The sequence below is a fragment of the Rhodococcus sp. SJ-3 genome, assembly GCF_051918125.1.
Lineage (GTDB): Bacteria > Actinomycetota > Actinomycetes > Mycobacteriales > Mycobacteriaceae > Rhodococcus.
Map to the genome: position 1 here is coordinate 2,752,811 of NZ_CM123306.1, position 14,091 is coordinate 2,766,901.

Sequence of the window (14,091 nt, forward strand, 5' to 3'; positions counted from 1 at the left end):
CTCGAGGATGGGATGGTGCACGTGCTGTCCGTTCTCACGTGAGGTTACGTGCGATACAACCTCGGTGCATCACTTCCGGCGCTGTGTTCACACGGGGAGATACACCCAGGGTTCCCTCGGAATCTGCGTCGGATCCCACCGGTCGAGCAGCACGGGGAGCGATACCGGTTCGCCGGAATCCGCCAGCTTCAGGGACACCGCGATCGTGGCGAGCACGTCGGCAGGCGCCTCCCCGAGCGCGACCCGGTCTGCGAGAGTGACGGCGCCGTCCCTCTTGGCCAGGCGCTTCCCCTCGGCGTTCAACGCGAGGGGGACATGCGCATAGTGCGGTATCGGAAGTCCGAGCAAGGACGCCAGATACCCCTGGCGGGGTGCGGAGCTCAGCAGATCATCGCCGCGCACCACTTGATCGATGCCTTGGTCCGCGTCGTCGACGACCACGGCCAGGTTGTAGGCCGGGGTGCCATCACCGCGGCGCAACACCAGGTCGTCGACTATTCCTGTGAATTCACCGTGTAGTACGTCGTGAACCGTGTAGTACGCAGCCTCTGCTCGCAGCCGGATCGCCGGTGGACGGCCGCTGTCGCGTTTCGCGGCGCGTTCGGCTGCGGTGAGGTCGCGGCAGGTGCCCGGGTACGCGCCCGCGGGTGCGTGCGGCGCCGATGTGGCCTGCTGGATCTCACGCCGCGTGCAATAGCACTCGTACGTCAGGCCGGCGCGTTCGAGGCGTGTGATCGCCTCGTCGTACAGCCGCAGGCGGCGGGATTGGTGAACGACCTCGCCGTCCCAGTCGAGACCGAGCGCAGCGAGATCGGTGAGCTGGGACTGTTCGGCTCCGGGGCGTACCCGATCGAGGTCCTCGATTCGCATGAGAAATCGACGCTGCGTGGATCGTGCGAACAGCCAGGCGAGGACGGCGGTACGGAGGTTGCCGAGATGCAGGTCGCCCGACGGGCTGGGCGCGAACCGTCCCGCGCCGTAGTCGGCCGAATGTGACACCCGTGCACCTTATCGGGCCGGACGTACGTCAGTTCGCGGCGTCGAGCATCAGATGGATCTGGGTGTACAGAGCGTGTGTGAGGTATTCGCGCGGGTACAGGTCCGGGCTCGACGTCGCGTCGAGGGCCAGACCGTTCACCGCCGCGACGAGCAGGGCTGCGCGCGTCTCCGGATCAGGGGTGCCCATGCGGATCAGGACGGTCGCGAGTCCCGTCCGGATCGTGAAGAGTACGGAACTACGGATCGAACTCAACGACGGCGACGTCGCGGCGCGCACCGCGAATGCGGCCATCACGTGCGCCTCGCTGCCGCGTTGGTCGTCGAGGGGGAGCAACTGGCTCAGCGCAGCGAACAGCGTCCGCGTGGGGTCGATGTCGGGATCGACGGCGGACAGGCGCGTGAGAACCCTGTCGGCGAGGGCCCGAAACGAATACGCAAGCATCGCGTCTTTCGTCGGAAAGTGGTGTTGGACAGCGCCGATCGACACACCCGCCTGACTTGCGACCTCTCGTACACTCGCCGCTTCGAGACCGCTGCGTGCGGCGACCTCGAGCAGTGCCGCAGCGAGCCGGGTGGGGCTGGTGGTTGCGTAGGGGCGGGCGCGCATGGGAGAACCGTAGCGGAGCGCGTGAGGTTCCTGATGTCATGGGGGCGGGCCTCCACACGATCGTGCTCTGTGGAGTCCGACAGGCGCGCAACTACGGGGAAGGGACTGTGATGGGGTGGAGTCGGGACGAACTCGAGAAGGCGTACACGGACTACCGGGAAACGGTCGTGCGGGCAACACAGACCCGCGACTGGAACTGCTACGCCGACCAGTTCACCGAGGACGCAGAATACGTCGAGCACGCGTACGGGACGATGAACGGCCGCGAAGCGATCCGCAAGTGGGTGACGCGGACGATGTCGGCATTTCCCGGCAGTCGGATGACGTCGTTTCCGCCGTCCTGGTACGTCCTCGATGAGGAACGCGGCTGGGTGATCTGCGAAGTGCAGAACCCGATGGAGGACCCGGGCGACGGCACCGAGCACAACGCCCCGAACATCACGATCCTGCACTACGCCGGCGACGGGTTGTGGTCGTACCAGGAGGATGCCTACAACCCGATGAACTTCCTCGCCGCCACCAAGCGGTGGTGTGCGCACGCCGAGAAATGCGGAAACCTCCCCGACGATGCGCGGGCGTGGCTCGACAAGATGGCGAAGAGGGGCGCCTGACGAGGTGTACCACAGTCGCTGCGGTTGTGAAGGCGGCGATGTGCGCGCGGGGTATTCGAGGTCGAGCTGACGGTCGGATCGGCTCAGCCCTCCGGGGTATCCGGTGGTGTCTTTTCGATCGGCTCACTCTCGGGTGCGGATTCCTGCGTGGCAGCGGGAGGCGGTTCGTCGACCACAGGTGGTGCTGGGGCCGGCTCAGGTGTGGCCGTAGGTTCGGAAGCGGCGGGCGGCGCAGGCGCGGGTTCCGTGACCGCAGCCTTCGTCCATACCCCGGCCGACTTGCTCACCGACCACGTTCCCGAAGGCCCGGTGATACGCAGCTCATCGGTGCCGGGAAGCCAGGTCAGCGTGTCCTCGGCGGATGCGGTCGTACGGTATTCCTCCGTGCCCGCCGCTGAGTTGATCACCGCCACCGGGCGGTCTTGTGACCGGACGAGCTGGGCACTGTAGTTTCCCGTGGCCGAATCCACCGGAGCGCTCAGAGGTATCTGATCGGAATCCTCTGCTTCCGGTCCGTGGGTGGGTGATCGAGGCGCCTGCTCCGGTGCTTCCGAGTTCGCCTGCGCGTCCGGGGATTGCTGCGGTGACGAAACGGAAGCCGAGACGGAGGACGACGGCGGCGGCGGTGATGTCGTCGAGCTCGTCGCTGGCGCGGCTGCCTGCGCGGACCGCGCGCCTGGTGCAGGCGCTGCGCACGCGACGCCCGTGGTCGATGAGATGTCGAGCCGGTAGGCGACGAACCCGGTCGAACTGGCTCCGGCCTGAAGCGCGCGCACCTCCGCGATACCGGTTCCGGTGGTGATCATCCCCAGGTCCAGGTCGCTGAGTGCCACAGACTGAGTCACGGGTGCCCCGGCGGTAGTCGGGACAGCCGACACGGCGGTCGTGGACGCCGGATTGCTCGTGGCCGGATTACGGACGGAAAGCTGATAGGTGTAGCCGGATCCGAGATGGGGCCAGGTCAGCGTGGCCTTCGTCGGCTTCTCTGCGGTGTTGGTGACACACGTCAGGGTGGCGGGGGGTTGCACATAGGCGGGGGTGCCTTCACGTTCGCCGAAGGGACTGCAGTTCAGATCCTCACGTCCGAGCAGGCCGAGTGGCTGGGACACCAGCCGTCCTGTCCATGCGGCGGAGACCGTGCCGCCGGGAAGCATGGTGTGGACCTCGGCATGGTATTGCCAGATCAGGCTTCGTTGTGGCAGGCCGGTCCCGTAGATCTCGTAGGAAATCGTTCCTCCCTGCGCAACCGTGATGTTCGTGACGTCCCATGTGCGCCACACCCGCCCCTCGAGGTCCCGCAGGATGATCCGGTACTGATAGGGGGCGCCCACATGCTGCCAGCTCAACGCCACCGGGTCGGGCTGACCGACAATCAGACGCCCTGTGCATCCCACGGTGCCCGGCACTTTCGGCACGAACTCGGATTTCGAGGAGAACGCGCCGGTCTGGGCGGTGGCGGCATCGGTGAACACCGCGGCGGTGCCGGGAATGTGCCCGAATCCCAGTCCCACGGTGGTGATCACCGACAAAGTGAGTACCACCGGCGCGGGGGTGCCGGACACGGGCCAAGTCCTGGGCTTGGGTTCACGGTCGGTGGTGCGACGGCCGTGCGGCCGGACGGCAATCCAGGCGAGTGCGGCGGCGCCCACGCAGAGGACCAGGAGCCCGAGTGGAGTCCCGAGCCATACCGCCACGTATCCGAGATGGTCGATGTGGAAAAGGATGCGCTCTGCCGAGGTGACACCGTAGGGGCGTGCGTCGGGCTCAGGATTCGCGTCACCTTGAAGGGTGAGCAGCGCGGTGTTTCCGGCCGCCGAGTCCACTGCGACGATTCGGTGCGTGACTCGGACATCTTGGTCGGTGAGGACACTGACCACATCACCGGCGCGGAGTTCGGTGGCCGGCACGGAGCGGGCCATCGCGAACGAGCCGGACGCGATGGTCGGCTCCATCGATCCGGAGCGAAACACCAACGGCGTCAGGTTGAACAGCACCGATGCGAGAGCCGTGAGAATGCACAGTGCTCCGATCACCGCGCCGACGGAGAGCAGAGCATCGCGGATGCGAGTCGCGGACCTCGGTTTCCGGTGTTGTGTGCTCACTCGGACCTCACATGGTGGTTTGTGCGTTGAAGGTGAAGACGATGGTGGGAACCGTCCGGTTCTGTGCGGTCATGGAAGCGTTTGGAGGTAGACCTGCTGTGACACAGAGTGTCTCGATACCGGACTGTGCAGCCAGCGGACGCGCTGTGGTGATCAACGCGATGGGACTGCCTGCACGCAGTGTCGCCGACCCGATCCGAGTCCCGGTGCAGGTGCCGGCTCGCATTCCGTTCGCGGTGGAATTCGATGCGGTCCCGCCGCTGAACACTCGGATTTCGAGGTGATCGGACAGAGCGGAGCTGCCGGCCGGTGTACTCGCGGCCATCGTGTAGGTCACGTCCATCGTCGATCGGGTGTTCTGAACCTGCATCATCGCAGCTCTGCTCTCACCCGGCACCATGGCGGACAGTGCGAGGTCGTTGACGGTGTAGGTCTTTGCGTCGCCGACTCGAAGGTCGACGATTCCCGTGCTGAACGTGCCGGAGGTAGCTACAGCCGAATTAGCCCACAGTGCAAAGGTTCCCACCGATCCCAAGCCGAGGATCATTCCCAGCGACAGGATTGCTCGCACCCGCACGGTGAATGCCGCCGACAGGTTCCGGTATGTGTGACGCACACGCGTTGCCGCACTAGGATTGTCGACCATCGGAGGCTCCAGAGCGTTCTGTGGCATTTCGGCGTCGATTTGCGCTCTCGCGTGCGCCGCTGATCAACAGAAGCGCCGCGTAGCCGAACAAGGCTGTGGATACGAGGCCGATCGTCCACGCTCGCTGTTGGCCGGTGAGCCAATTGTTCACGTATCCGAGATAAGGGATGCTGTACCAGACGCGCCCGCGGATCTGCTCGTACACCACCGGTTTCTCGTCGGGTATGTCGTTGGCGTCGCCCTGCGTGATATAGGTCCGTATTCCCCGGGCGGACTGCGCGGCGGAGATGATCCGGTGGGTCACCACTTCCGGCTCTCCTGGACGTAGCTGGTAGGTGATGGCCGCCCCTACACCGAGTTCATCCTGCTCGACTGGGTCGACCACGATAAGCGTGCCCGGCGGGTATGTCGGATCCATCGACCCCGTCAGTACTGTGAACCGTTCGGCTCCTGCGACGGCCGGGATCAAGATGGTGATGACCAGCAGCGCGAGCATCGCCAGCATCAGTGTCCAACTCAGGACGTTGCGAATCCACCAGAGCACTCCTGTGCGCTCTTCGGTTGAACCGGCGGTTGCGGTTTCGGTCATGGCTGTTGTTCCGCTCGGAAGTGGAGGGTGACCGACGTCGACTTGCCCGGTTGTGCGGTCTGCCCGACCGTCGCCCGCAGGCACCATGTTTCGGAGGTCCCTGCAGGGACGATGCGTCCTGTCGACGGTGCGGGAAACGCGGTCCACGGTCCGGCGACGGGTCCATCGGGCTCCGGGACTACAGCGCCGGTGGATGTCGGGCAGGAGGCAGTGGAACCGACGATCCAGGCGGTGACCACCACGGGCAGTTCTGCGGAGGTCTGTGTCACAGACTGCAGTTGGTACGACACGCCCACTTCTCCTGCGATCGATATGGTCAGTGGTTGTTGCACCATCGATCCGGTAGCGAGGTTGGTGCCGCCGAACGCCGACCACGGGTAGTTCTCCGACCCGTCTGCCAGGACCGTCAGCCGTCCCGAGGTGATGGTGCCGCCGCTCAATTGCGCCTGATCGCGCCACAGCGCGCCGGTCTGCTGCGCGGACAGTGCGCCGAGCAGCAGAACCGAGGCGGCAGCGGCGGTCCACAGAAACTTGCGCCCCATGTCGTCACGCGGGGGCAGGGTTGGGATTCTGCTCGAGATTGAGCGACATCTCTGCGAGGTCGACAGTTTGACCCTGACCCGTCGTACCGGTGGTGCCCGGGTCGAAGGCGATCGTCACGCCGACCGAGATCGGTTGATCTGAGCCATCGTTCGCGACGACCTGCACACCCTCGCCACTTGCAGGCAGAGTGGTTCCGTTCAGGGTCGCAGTGACGTCGCGTTGCAGCGCTGCAAGTAGCTCGGCGTCGCCGGTTACTGCGCCGAGATCAGCGGTCAGGGTTGCTGTCAGGTTGTCGCCCTCGGCTGTGAGCGTGGTGTCGCAGGTGTATTCGACGGTGTCGCCTGGCACGATGCGGAAGGAACTGATGTCCGCGATGGTCGTTCCCGCGTTGACGTTCGTCCACGTCCCGCCTCCGGCGCACTCCCCGAGCGTCAGTTGACCGGATGTGATCGTTCCACCTCCACCGAGGTCTGCCTCGTCACTCCAGAATGCCAGGGTGCCCACGCCTCCCAGGAGAAGGATGGCGCCTGCGCCGGCCGCTACTGCTGCTTTTGTTTTCTTGTTCATTCTGCACTCTTTCCAGCTGGGTTGTGGTACTTGGGAGTTCGTTCATCTCCGCGAGGTGCCGGGTACCCGCTTTTTGCTGATTCCTTCGGTTTCCACTGAGTCGCGAACGAAATCTTCCGTACTGTTGCGGCAATGTTGTCTCAACGTTGTCGTGAAATAGGTTTGAGTCACGGCGGTTCCGGGAAAGGCAGACCACCCGAGGAGTTTCCGATTCAATGGTCCAAAGAGGCCGCGGCACGCCTATCGACCATGAAACCGTCAGCCCGGCAGCTGATCCGGACTGAATTCTGTCGGCCCTCTGTGGGTTCTCGAGGTCCGCCACCGGGCTCCACCCGTCATTTCACTTTGGTGATACGCGTGTGTGGCTCGGCGCGATAGCGAAAAGGGGCTCCGACGAGGGCGACCGTCACGGCGGGTAGGGGAGGAACCGCACGCTGACGGCGAGCGCGGCGGATACGGCGGTGGCGATCCACAGCGCGTGCAACCCGAATGCGCGGTGGGCCAGTGCGCCGAGGACGGCTCCGCCGACCAGCCCGGCCCACAGGCCGAAGTAGGGAAGCCAACGCCAGCGGGGGCCGCCGAGGAGGGCGGCCGCGATGCGGTGGCCGATCTTGACGAGCGCGCCCGTCATGTAGGTCAGGGCGATGCTGACCTCACCGTCACGGCGGAACACCGAGTTCTCGGCGCCCATCGCCAGTGTCATGGCGATGACAGCGAGGGGAGTCCAGTCGAGAAGCGCGCCGACGGAGGCGAGCAACAGTAGCGCGGTGACCAGGGCCAGCACTGCGCTCTTGCGGGTTCGCCGATCGTGATCGGTCAGTTCGGCGAGGATTCCGCTGATCGTCACGCCGACGACGAACAGCACGAGGATGCCCGCGATGATGCCCGTGTGGGCCCAGGCACCATCGGCGATCCCGACGCTGAAGCGTGTCGAGTTGCCGCTCATGAACGAGACGAAGATGCCGCCGAGCGTGATGAAACCGATCGCATCGACAAACCCGGCGAGACACGAGAGCGCGACCGCGAGTGCTTGGAGATGCCTGCCGTATCCGACCACGCAGAAATGATAGGGCTGCAGATCCTGCCGGGACGCTGATCGTTACGTAGCAGATGTAACAAATCTGCAGAGCAGCGGCGATGACACGCTCGGTATCGTTTCAGTTCCCCAGGAGTGCTTCCGGTGTCCCCATCTCGCAATTTCTCGATACATTCGCGCTTCCGCTGGGTCGCGGGAGCCGCTGCGACGGTCGTGCTGCTCGCCGGCTGTGCCGAGACGGTCACCGAACTCGAGCCGAGTGCATACACCGACGCGGTGACGACTTCCGCGTCGTCGAGTGCTCCGACGTCCCAGGCTGTGTCGACGACGCCCGCTACGTCTCCTTCGACGGCGGTGCCGATCGCCGAGATTCCCGCTGCAGCGGGAATCACAGGCGAGGCGGGCGCCGCCCTCTCGCAACTCGCGACGTTGCCGATCAAGGGGCGTGCGCCGAAGACCGGCTACGACCGCGATCTGTTCGGTCAGGCCTGGAGTGATGACGTCTCGGTTGCGGGCGGGCACAACGGCTGCGATACCCGCAACGACATCCTGGCCCGGGACCTCGCCGACATCGTCTACAAGCAGGGGACGCGTGACTGCGTCGTCCTGTCCGGCACCTTGAACGATACGTACACCGGCACGACCATCGCGTTCACCCAAGGGCAGGACACCTCGGCGGCAGTACAGATAGATCATGTCGTCGCCCTGTCGGATGCGTGGCAGAAGGGCGCGCAACAACTCGATGCTGGGGCCCGCGCCGATTTCGCGAACGATCCGAGAAATCTCCAGGCGGTCGACGGGCCGATCAATCAGCAGAAGAGCGACGGTGACGCCGCGACCTGGCTGCCCCCCAATCGTGCCTACCGCTGTACGTATGTGGCTCGCCAGGTGCAGGTGAAGGCCGCGTACGGACTGTGGGTGACGCAGGCCGAGCACGACGCGATGGTGCGGGTTCTCACTTCCTGCGGTGGGTCGGTGCATGCTGCGCAGCCGTCGGCGTCCGTAGCGGCTCCGACGACGACCACGTCCGCCCCGGCGCCGCAGCCTGCACCGATCGCGACCACCGCGGCACCCCAGCGTGTCCAGCCCCAGCCCACCGTCGTCGAGACCGACCCGGGCACGGTGTACTACAAGAACTGCGCGGCCGCCCGCGCGGCCGGAGCCGCACCGTTGTACGCGGGGGAACCTGGCTACCGGCCGAAGATGGATGGCGACGGCGACGGTGTGGCCTGCGAGTAGGAGTCAGGTCGTGGCGACCTGCGCCGTCGGTATCGGCCGGACTTGCAAGGCGTCGTGACGTCGGGTCAGGCGAATCGGTCTGTGAGGTTGCGCCGCATCCGGTGAAGTTCCTTCAGCTCGGCCCGGAGTTTCTCGCTGTCGGAATCGAACTTGCGCGCTCGTTCGACGGCGCCGGCGCGGTGCTCGGCGAGAGCGCGCTTCTCGGTGTTCTCGATCGCGGCCGAGATCTCGTCGATCTCCCGATCCAGCATCGCGCGCCATGTGGTCGCCTGCAGGGAATCGGCCTCGTGATGGATCGCTTGGTTGTTGTCGCTGACCACGATCTCCGACGAACTCCTTCGAACTCGACGGCGCCGCCGCCGACTCACCGATGTCTCCGGGGCCTCCCCGGGCGGAACAAGTGTCCAATGTCGCTGATCTGGGACAAACGATGACACGGATTCGGCACGTGCTCTTGTGAAGTGACCCAGTGCGAGAAAAGCCCGTGACCGGCATTTCTGCTGGTCACGGGCTTCCCGTTGGCGGAGGATAGGGGATTTGAACCCCTGAGGGCGTTAACCCAACCCGCGTTCCAGGCGAGCGCCATAGGCCACTAGGCGAATCCTCCGTGGGGAAGCATACCGAATCAACCTGCCGACTTCCCAAACGGGCAGGTGAAAACGCGGATCGAGAGGTGTGGGAGGGGGTGGTGCGCACCCGTGCGGAGAGTCCTCTAGACTTGCCGATGGATCCCGCGCGGCGCGCATCCTGTGAACTCCCCCAGGGCCGGAAGGCAGCAAGGGTCAACGGGCTCTGCCGGGTGCGCGGGGTCCCCTTATTTTCCGCCGATGCCCGTGTCACCGTGCACGGTGAAAGGTCTCTCCGCATGCCTACGCAGACCCAGATCGGGTTGATGAGCCATGAGGAACTCGTTGCAGAGCACGAGCGCCAATCCGCGAATTACGAGCGGTTGAAGACCGAGAAGCTGACGCTGGATCTGACCCGAGGCAAGCCGTCCCCCGAGCAGCTGGATCTCTCTTCGGAGCTGCTGTCGCTGCCGGGCGCGGACGATTACCGGGATGCCACCGGCACCGACTGCCGCAACTACGGCGGGCTCGAGGGTTTGCCCGAGCTGCGTGCCATCTTTGCGGAACTGCTCTCCATCCCCGTCGACAATCTGCTTGCGGGCAACAACGCCAGCCTCGAGACCATGCACGATCTCATCGCGTGGTCGCTGCTGCACGGCACCGTCGATTCGCCGCGCCCGTGGTCGCAGGAACCGGTCGTGAAGTTCCTGTGCCCGGCACCGGGCTACGACCGTCACTTCGCGATCACCGAGTCGTACGGCATCGAGATGATTCCGGTCCGGCTGAACGACGACGGCCCCGATGTCCACGCAATCGCCGAGCTCGTCGCGAACGACCCGCAGATCAAGGGCATGTGGACGGTTCCGACGTACTCGAACCCGACAGGTGCGGTCTACAGCGAAGACGTCGCTCGAGCGCTGGTCTCGATGCCCACCGCGGCTCCCGACTTCCGGATCTTCTGGGACAACGCGTACGCGGTGCACCCCGTTCTCGAAGAGGTCGCCCCGGCGATCGACATCCTGCGGCTCGCCACCGAGGCCGGGAACCCGAATCGCGTCTTCGCTCTCGCCTCGACGTCCAAGATCACTTTTGCGGGATCGGGTGTGAGCTTCTTCGGTAGCTCCACCGTGAACCTCGACTGGTACCAGAAGCTGCTCGGGATCAAGACGATCGGCCCCGACAAGATCAACCAGTTGCGCCACCTGCGCTTCTTCGGCGATGCCGACGGCGTGCGCGCACACATGGCGAAGCATCGCGAGATCCTCGCTCCGAAGTTCGCGCTGGTCCGCAAGATCCTCGAAGACCGGCTGGGCGCGTCGAAGGTCGCATCGTGGACGGAGCCGAAGGGCGGCTACTTCATCAGCCTCGACGTCGTGGACGGCACAGCCAAGCGGGTGATCGCGCTTGCCAAGGACGCAGGCATCGCCCTGACCGGCGCGGGATCCGCCTTCCCGTACAAGAACGACCCCGACGACAAGAACATTCGCCTCGCTCCGAGCTTCCCGTCGCTCGACGAGCTCGCCAAGGCGATGGACGGCGTCGCGACCTGTGTGTTACTCGCCGCGACGGAGAAGACGCTCGGTCACTGAAATCCCCCGAGCGCATCGGCTCCGGGTGCCACACGTTCTCCCAAGCTGTGGACAAACCTGTGGAGAACAGGTGGACCGACGGTGGACAACTCCTGGCGCATCGCTCTGACCTCACGAAATCCGTAGATTCGCTTTCCTGTGAATAAGTGCCATACTCCGATGTCAGGGTCGCCGCATTCCCGCGGCGGGTTCGGAAGTGGTGAGTGTGATGGAAGACCGCGCTCTCGTACGATCCGGAGCCGGCGCAGCTGCCGTCGGTTCCGTCACGGGCTGTCACGGTGTTTTGAAGGTGTTTCTCCTGGCTCTCGACATCGAGGCCGCGGCGGTGTCGCCACCGCCGATCGCAGCGGTGGGTGAACTGGAGCCGTTCCTTCCGTCTCGAATCGGTTCACTGCCGGGCACCGACCACGGCGTGCGGCCGGCCAGCCTGCTCGCGTATCGGAAGGTCACCGATCGCGAGCGAGCACCTCTGTCGTTCGGAGCCTCGACCGGGTCGCTCCGCACCGGCGCGGCGCATCCGTTCGTCGGGTCGCCCGCGACCTGCCTGTCGTTGTGGGAGATCCCGGGCCACGGATTGGTACTCGCCCTGGAAATGCTGACCGACGACGCGTCCCCGCTGATCGACTGGCGCACAGATGCTCTGCAGGACCGCGACGGTGCAGGCTTCCGCCCTGCCCTGGACGAATTCCTGGCACCGTTCTCGCTGAACAGCAGTGCGTGTCTCAACGATCTGTTCCCCGGTTTGAACTGCCGGATGCCTGACCCCACCACGTACCGCGCTCTGAGCGAGTTGGCGGTGCACCGCCATCGCGGTGTCGGTGACCGGGAAGTCATCGAGGCCTTGGTGGTAGAAGTCGTATCGAGCGGCGGCGACCGCGTGCGTGAACTCGTCGACGGCAGGCGCACCGACTCCCAGGCCCGCGCCGCAGCGCAGATGTGGGGGGTGCTGTGGGACTGGGACCGGGTCTCGCTTGTGGACCACCCCGTGCAGCCGGGGGCGGCCATTGCGGTGCGAGAGGATTCGGGCGCGATACTTCTGGATCTCGAGGCAACCCCGGCCGGCAGCGACTACGTGGGCAACGACACCAGCGAGATGATCTACGGCTTGCTGCCGTGGGTAGCCGTGCGTGCCCACGCCTCGACCGATTTCTGGCGGGTTCTCGGACACCTGCGCAACCACGACGATCTCACCGGCGACCGACTGGTGGAGGCGCTGGACGATATTGCTGCCATGCAGGCCCGGAAGATGGAACGAGCGTTGCTCCGCAAATCCTCGCTCCACAACAACCGGTTCCATTCGTGGACGCAGCCGACGCAATTGCGGTCCGTGCTCGTCGACAGGGTCGCAGACGAGATCGCCGGCCTCGACGCAGAACTCGCGAACGCGGTCGACGTGATCGAGCACGCGGTGCTACGCAGTGCCGAACTGCGCGGAGCGCACCACTCCAGGCTTGCCCGCGGATGGTCGGCCGCAGGTGGCGCAATCGCCGTCGTCGCATTGTTCGCAGCCCTCGCTGCGGTGCCGGGCACATCGGAACCGACGCTCTTTCCGCACTGGGTGTATGCGCTGATTGCGTCGATCGCCCTCACAGCGACGGTGATCGTGGGGGTCGTCGTGTGGCGGCGACAGTGACCCGGGGTGCATGATCGACCCATGGCAACGACGTTGAACCTGGTCGGAGATCCGGACGCCGACGCATTGCTTTCCGAAAACCCGCTGGCGCTGTTGATCGGAATGTTGCTCGACCAGCAGGTTCCTATGGAGGCAGCCTTCGCGGGCCCGAAGAAGCTTGCCGATCGGCTCGGTGGTCTCGACGTGCACCGCATCGCGGAGGCCGACCCCGACGAGTTCATCGCGGTGTGTGCCGAGCCGCCGGCCGTGCACCGTTTCCCGAAATCGATGGGTCAGCGAATCCAGGCGATGTGCGGTGCGATCGTGCAGGAGTACGACGGCGACGCCTCCGCGATCTGGACGTCGGGCGATCCCGATGGCAGAGAAGTACTGAAGCGTCTGAAGGCGCTGCCCGGCTACGGTGACCAGAAAGCCAGGATCTTCCTGGCACTGCTCGGTAAGCAGCGGGGGGTGCAGCCCGCGGGATGGCGTGAAGCGGCGGGGGCCTACGGCGACGAGGGTTCCCGTCGCTCGATCGCCGATGTCGTCGATTCGCAGTCGTTGCACGAGGTGCGTGAATTCAAGAAGGCGTCCAAGGCGGCGGCCAAGACCGGAAAGAAGTGACGCGTGGCTGTGCGGTGAAGCGCGGCTTCGTCGCATCGTCGGTGGTAGCCGCTCTCGCGCTGACAATTCCGGGGGTCGCCGTGGCAGGAGGGGGAGACGACCGCGTCGTCCTCCGGCCGGGCGACGGGATCACGTTCTCGCCCGACCCGGCGCCCGGCTGGTGTTCCGTCGCAGCCGTGGGACGTGACCACGCGAATCGGCTTGTCGCTGTCACCGCTGGTCATTGCCGCCAGAGCGGTTCGGCCCTGATCTGGAAGGTCGGTGAGCAGCACCGCGGGCCGGTCGGTATCGAGACCGACGTCGCAAGCACCGGCTCGGTGGATCCCATCGGTTTCCCCACCGACGAGGCGCCCGACTACGCAGTGCTGCTCCTCGACGACACGAAGGTGCGTGGCTCGAACACCTCGGAGCCCAACGACCGCGGTCAACGAGTCGTACTCGAATCCGTCGGGTCGCTCGCGCCCGGTGACAGTGCCGTCGGTGTGCAATGCGCGACAGGGCGCACCAACGGGGTCGCGTGTGCGTCCGGCGGCATGCTGGTCGACGAGAATCTGATGTCGTCAGCACTGTTGATGAAACCCGGAGATTCCGGTGGCCCGCTGGTCCGGGCCGACACCGGTGAATGGATCGGGCTGTCCGTCGGCTACCGCCCCACCAGGCGGGGTCTCGCGGCCTATCAGCGAGCGGACCGGATCATCGAGGAGATCGACGCGCACGGAGGGATCGGCGCAGGTTTCACGCTCGTCGACGCTCCCTGAGGG

General features: G+C 65.5%; 15 protein-coding genes, 1 tRNA gene and 1 other RNA gene. 7 read left to right on the forward strand and 10 right to left on the reverse strand.

What is annotated here, in order from left to right; translation table 11 throughout:
- Positions 1-87: 87 nt before the first annotated feature.
- Both gluQRS and ACTDXD_RS12670 read right to left on the reverse strand, forming a co-directional pair.
- Positions 88-999 (reverse strand): tRNA glutamyl-Q(34) synthetase GluQRS, encoded by a 912-nt coding sequence (gene gluQRS, locus ACTDXD_RS12665; protein ID WP_440127338.1) that lies wholly within the window; start codon positions 997-999, stop codon positions 88-90.
- 28 nt (positions 1,000-1,027) lie between these two features.
- Positions 1,028-1,606 carry a TetR/AcrR family transcriptional regulator gene (locus ACTDXD_RS12670; RefSeq protein ID WP_440127339.1) on the reverse strand — a complete coding sequence of 193 codons (579 nt, stop codon included), beginning with the start codon at positions 1,604-1,606 and terminating at the stop codon, positions 1,028-1,030.
- Positions 1,607-1,716: 110 nt separating this feature from the next.
- On the opposite strand from ACTDXD_RS12670, the gene ACTDXD_RS12675 reads away from it, so the two are divergent.
- Entirely contained in the window at positions 1,717-2,217 is a 501-nt protein-coding gene (locus tag ACTDXD_RS12675) for a nuclear transport factor 2 family protein (protein ID WP_440127340.1), read from the forward strand.
- A gap of 83 nt (positions 2,218-2,300) precedes the next feature.
- On the opposite strand, the gene ACTDXD_RS12680 is transcribed toward ACTDXD_RS12675, so the two are convergent.
- The 6 genes from ACTDXD_RS12680 to ACTDXD_RS12705 form a co-directional block, all read right to left on the reverse strand.
- Positions 2,301-4,319: a signal peptidase I gene (locus tag ACTDXD_RS12680; protein ID WP_440127341.1), complete on the reverse strand. Its 2,019-nt coding sequence runs from the start codon at positions 4,317-4,319 to the stop codon at positions 2,301-2,303.
- A gap of 7 nt (positions 4,320-4,326) precedes the next feature.
- Complete coding sequence (locus tag ACTDXD_RS12685; RefSeq protein WP_440127342.1) at positions 4,327-4,965, reverse strand: SipW-dependent-type signal peptide-containing protein; 639 nt, start codon at positions 4,963-4,965, stop codon at positions 4,327-4,329.
- Entirely contained in the window at positions 4,949-5,554 is a 606-nt protein-coding gene (locus ACTDXD_RS12690; protein ID WP_440127343.1) for a signal peptidase I, read from the reverse strand. Before ACTDXD_RS12690 ends, ACTDXD_RS12685 begins: the two co-directional genes overlap by 17 nt.
- Positions 5,551-6,096 carry a hypothetical protein gene (locus ACTDXD_RS12695; RefSeq protein WP_440127344.1) on the reverse strand — a complete coding sequence of 182 codons (546 nt, stop codon included), beginning with the start codon at positions 6,094-6,096 and terminating at the stop codon, positions 5,551-5,553. The genes ACTDXD_RS12690 and ACTDXD_RS12695 overlap by 4 nt, the downstream gene beginning before the upstream one ends.
- A gap of 4 nt (positions 6,097-6,100) precedes the next feature.
- Positions 6,101-6,664 carry an alternate-type signal peptide domain-containing protein gene (locus tag ACTDXD_RS12700; protein WP_440127345.1) on the reverse strand — a complete coding sequence of 188 codons (564 nt, stop codon included), beginning with the start codon at positions 6,662-6,664 and terminating at the stop codon, positions 6,101-6,103.
- A 406-nt stretch (positions 6,665-7,070) separates the two neighbouring features.
- Entirely contained in the window at positions 7,071-7,721 is a 651-nt protein-coding gene (locus ACTDXD_RS12705) for a YoaK family protein (RefSeq protein ID WP_440127346.1), read from the reverse strand.
- 123 nt (positions 7,722-7,844) lie between these two features.
- Here ACTDXD_RS12705 and ACTDXD_RS12710 point away from each other — a divergent pair, with 123 nt between their 5' ends.
- Positions 7,845-8,939: a GmrSD restriction endonuclease domain-containing protein gene (locus ACTDXD_RS12710; protein WP_440127347.1), complete on the forward strand. Its 1,095-nt coding sequence runs from the start codon at positions 7,845-7,847 to the stop codon at positions 8,937-8,939.
- 65 nt (positions 8,940-9,004) lie between these two features.
- On the opposite strand, the gene ACTDXD_RS12715 is transcribed toward ACTDXD_RS12710, so the two are convergent.
- Positions 9,005-9,259, reverse strand: coding sequence for a hypothetical protein (locus tag ACTDXD_RS12715; RefSeq protein WP_440127348.1), 255 nt, complete (start codon positions 9,257-9,259; stop codon positions 9,005-9,007).
- Between the two features lie 199 nt (positions 9,260-9,458).
- Positions 9,459-9,546 (reverse strand) — tRNA-Ser (locus ACTDXD_RS12720).
- 116 nt (positions 9,547-9,662) lie between these two features.
- Between ACTDXD_RS12720 and ffs the strand changes: the two genes are divergently transcribed.
- The 5 genes from ffs (at position 9,663) to ACTDXD_RS12745 (ending at position 14,088) form a co-directional block, all read left to right on the forward strand.
- An RNA gene (gene ffs / locus ACTDXD_RS12725) (signal recognition particle sRNA small type) lies at positions 9,663-9,757 on the forward strand.
- A gap of 47 nt (positions 9,758-9,804) precedes the next feature.
- A complete protein-coding gene (locus ACTDXD_RS12730) occupies positions 9,805-11,094 on the forward strand; it encodes an aminotransferase class I/II-fold pyridoxal phosphate-dependent enzyme (protein WP_440127349.1) in 1,290 nt (429 codons plus the stop codon).
- 289 nt (positions 11,095-11,383) lie between these two features.
- Positions 11,384-12,727, forward strand: a complete 1,344-nt coding sequence (locus tag ACTDXD_RS12735) for a hypothetical protein (RefSeq protein ID WP_440127350.1) — start codon at positions 11,384-11,386, stop codon at positions 12,725-12,727.
- 21 nt (positions 12,728-12,748) lie between these two features.
- Positions 12,749-13,330: an HhH-GPD-type base excision DNA repair protein gene (locus ACTDXD_RS12740; RefSeq protein WP_440127351.1), complete on the forward strand. Its 582-nt coding sequence runs from the start codon at positions 12,749-12,751 to the stop codon at positions 13,328-13,330.
- Entirely contained in the window at positions 13,327-14,088 is a 762-nt protein-coding gene (locus tag ACTDXD_RS12745; RefSeq protein ID WP_440127352.1) for a serine protease, read from the forward strand. The genes ACTDXD_RS12740 and ACTDXD_RS12745 overlap by 4 nt, the downstream gene beginning before the upstream one ends.
- The last annotated feature ends 3 nt before the right edge of the window (positions 14,089-14,091 follow it).

Bases quoted from the DNA above. Each gene is read 5' to 3' on its own strand.
- ACTDXD_RS12700 (WP_440127345.1), bottom strand. From the start codon at position 6,664: ATGAACAAGAAAACAAAAGCAGCAGTAGCGGCCGGCGCAGGCGCCATC.
- ACTDXD_RS12730 (WP_440127349.1), top strand. From the start codon at position 9,805: ATGCCTACGCAGACCCAGATCGGGTTGATGAGCCATGAGGAACTCGTT.
- ACTDXD_RS12740 (WP_440127351.1), top strand. From the start codon at position 12,749: ATGGCAACGACGTTGAACCTGGTCGGAGATCCGGACGCCGACGCATTG.
- ACTDXD_RS12690 (WP_440127343.1), bottom strand. From the start codon at position 5,554: ATGACCGAAACCGCAACCGCCGGTTCAACCGAAGAGCGCACAGGAGTG.
- ACTDXD_RS12670 (WP_440127339.1), bottom strand. From the start codon at position 1,606: ATGCGCGCCCGCCCCTACGCAACCACCAGCCCCACCCGGCTCGCTGCG.
- ACTDXD_RS12695 (WP_440127344.1), bottom strand. From the start codon at position 6,096: ATGGGGCGCAAGTTTCTGTGGACCGCCGCTGCCGCCTCGGTTCTGCTG.
- ACTDXD_RS12685 (WP_440127342.1), bottom strand. From the start codon at position 4,965: ATGGTCGACAATCCTAGTGCGGCAACGCGTGTGCGTCACACATACCGG.
- ACTDXD_RS12675 (WP_440127340.1), top strand. From the start codon at position 1,717: ATGGGGTGGAGTCGGGACGAACTCGAGAAGGCGTACACGGACTACCGG.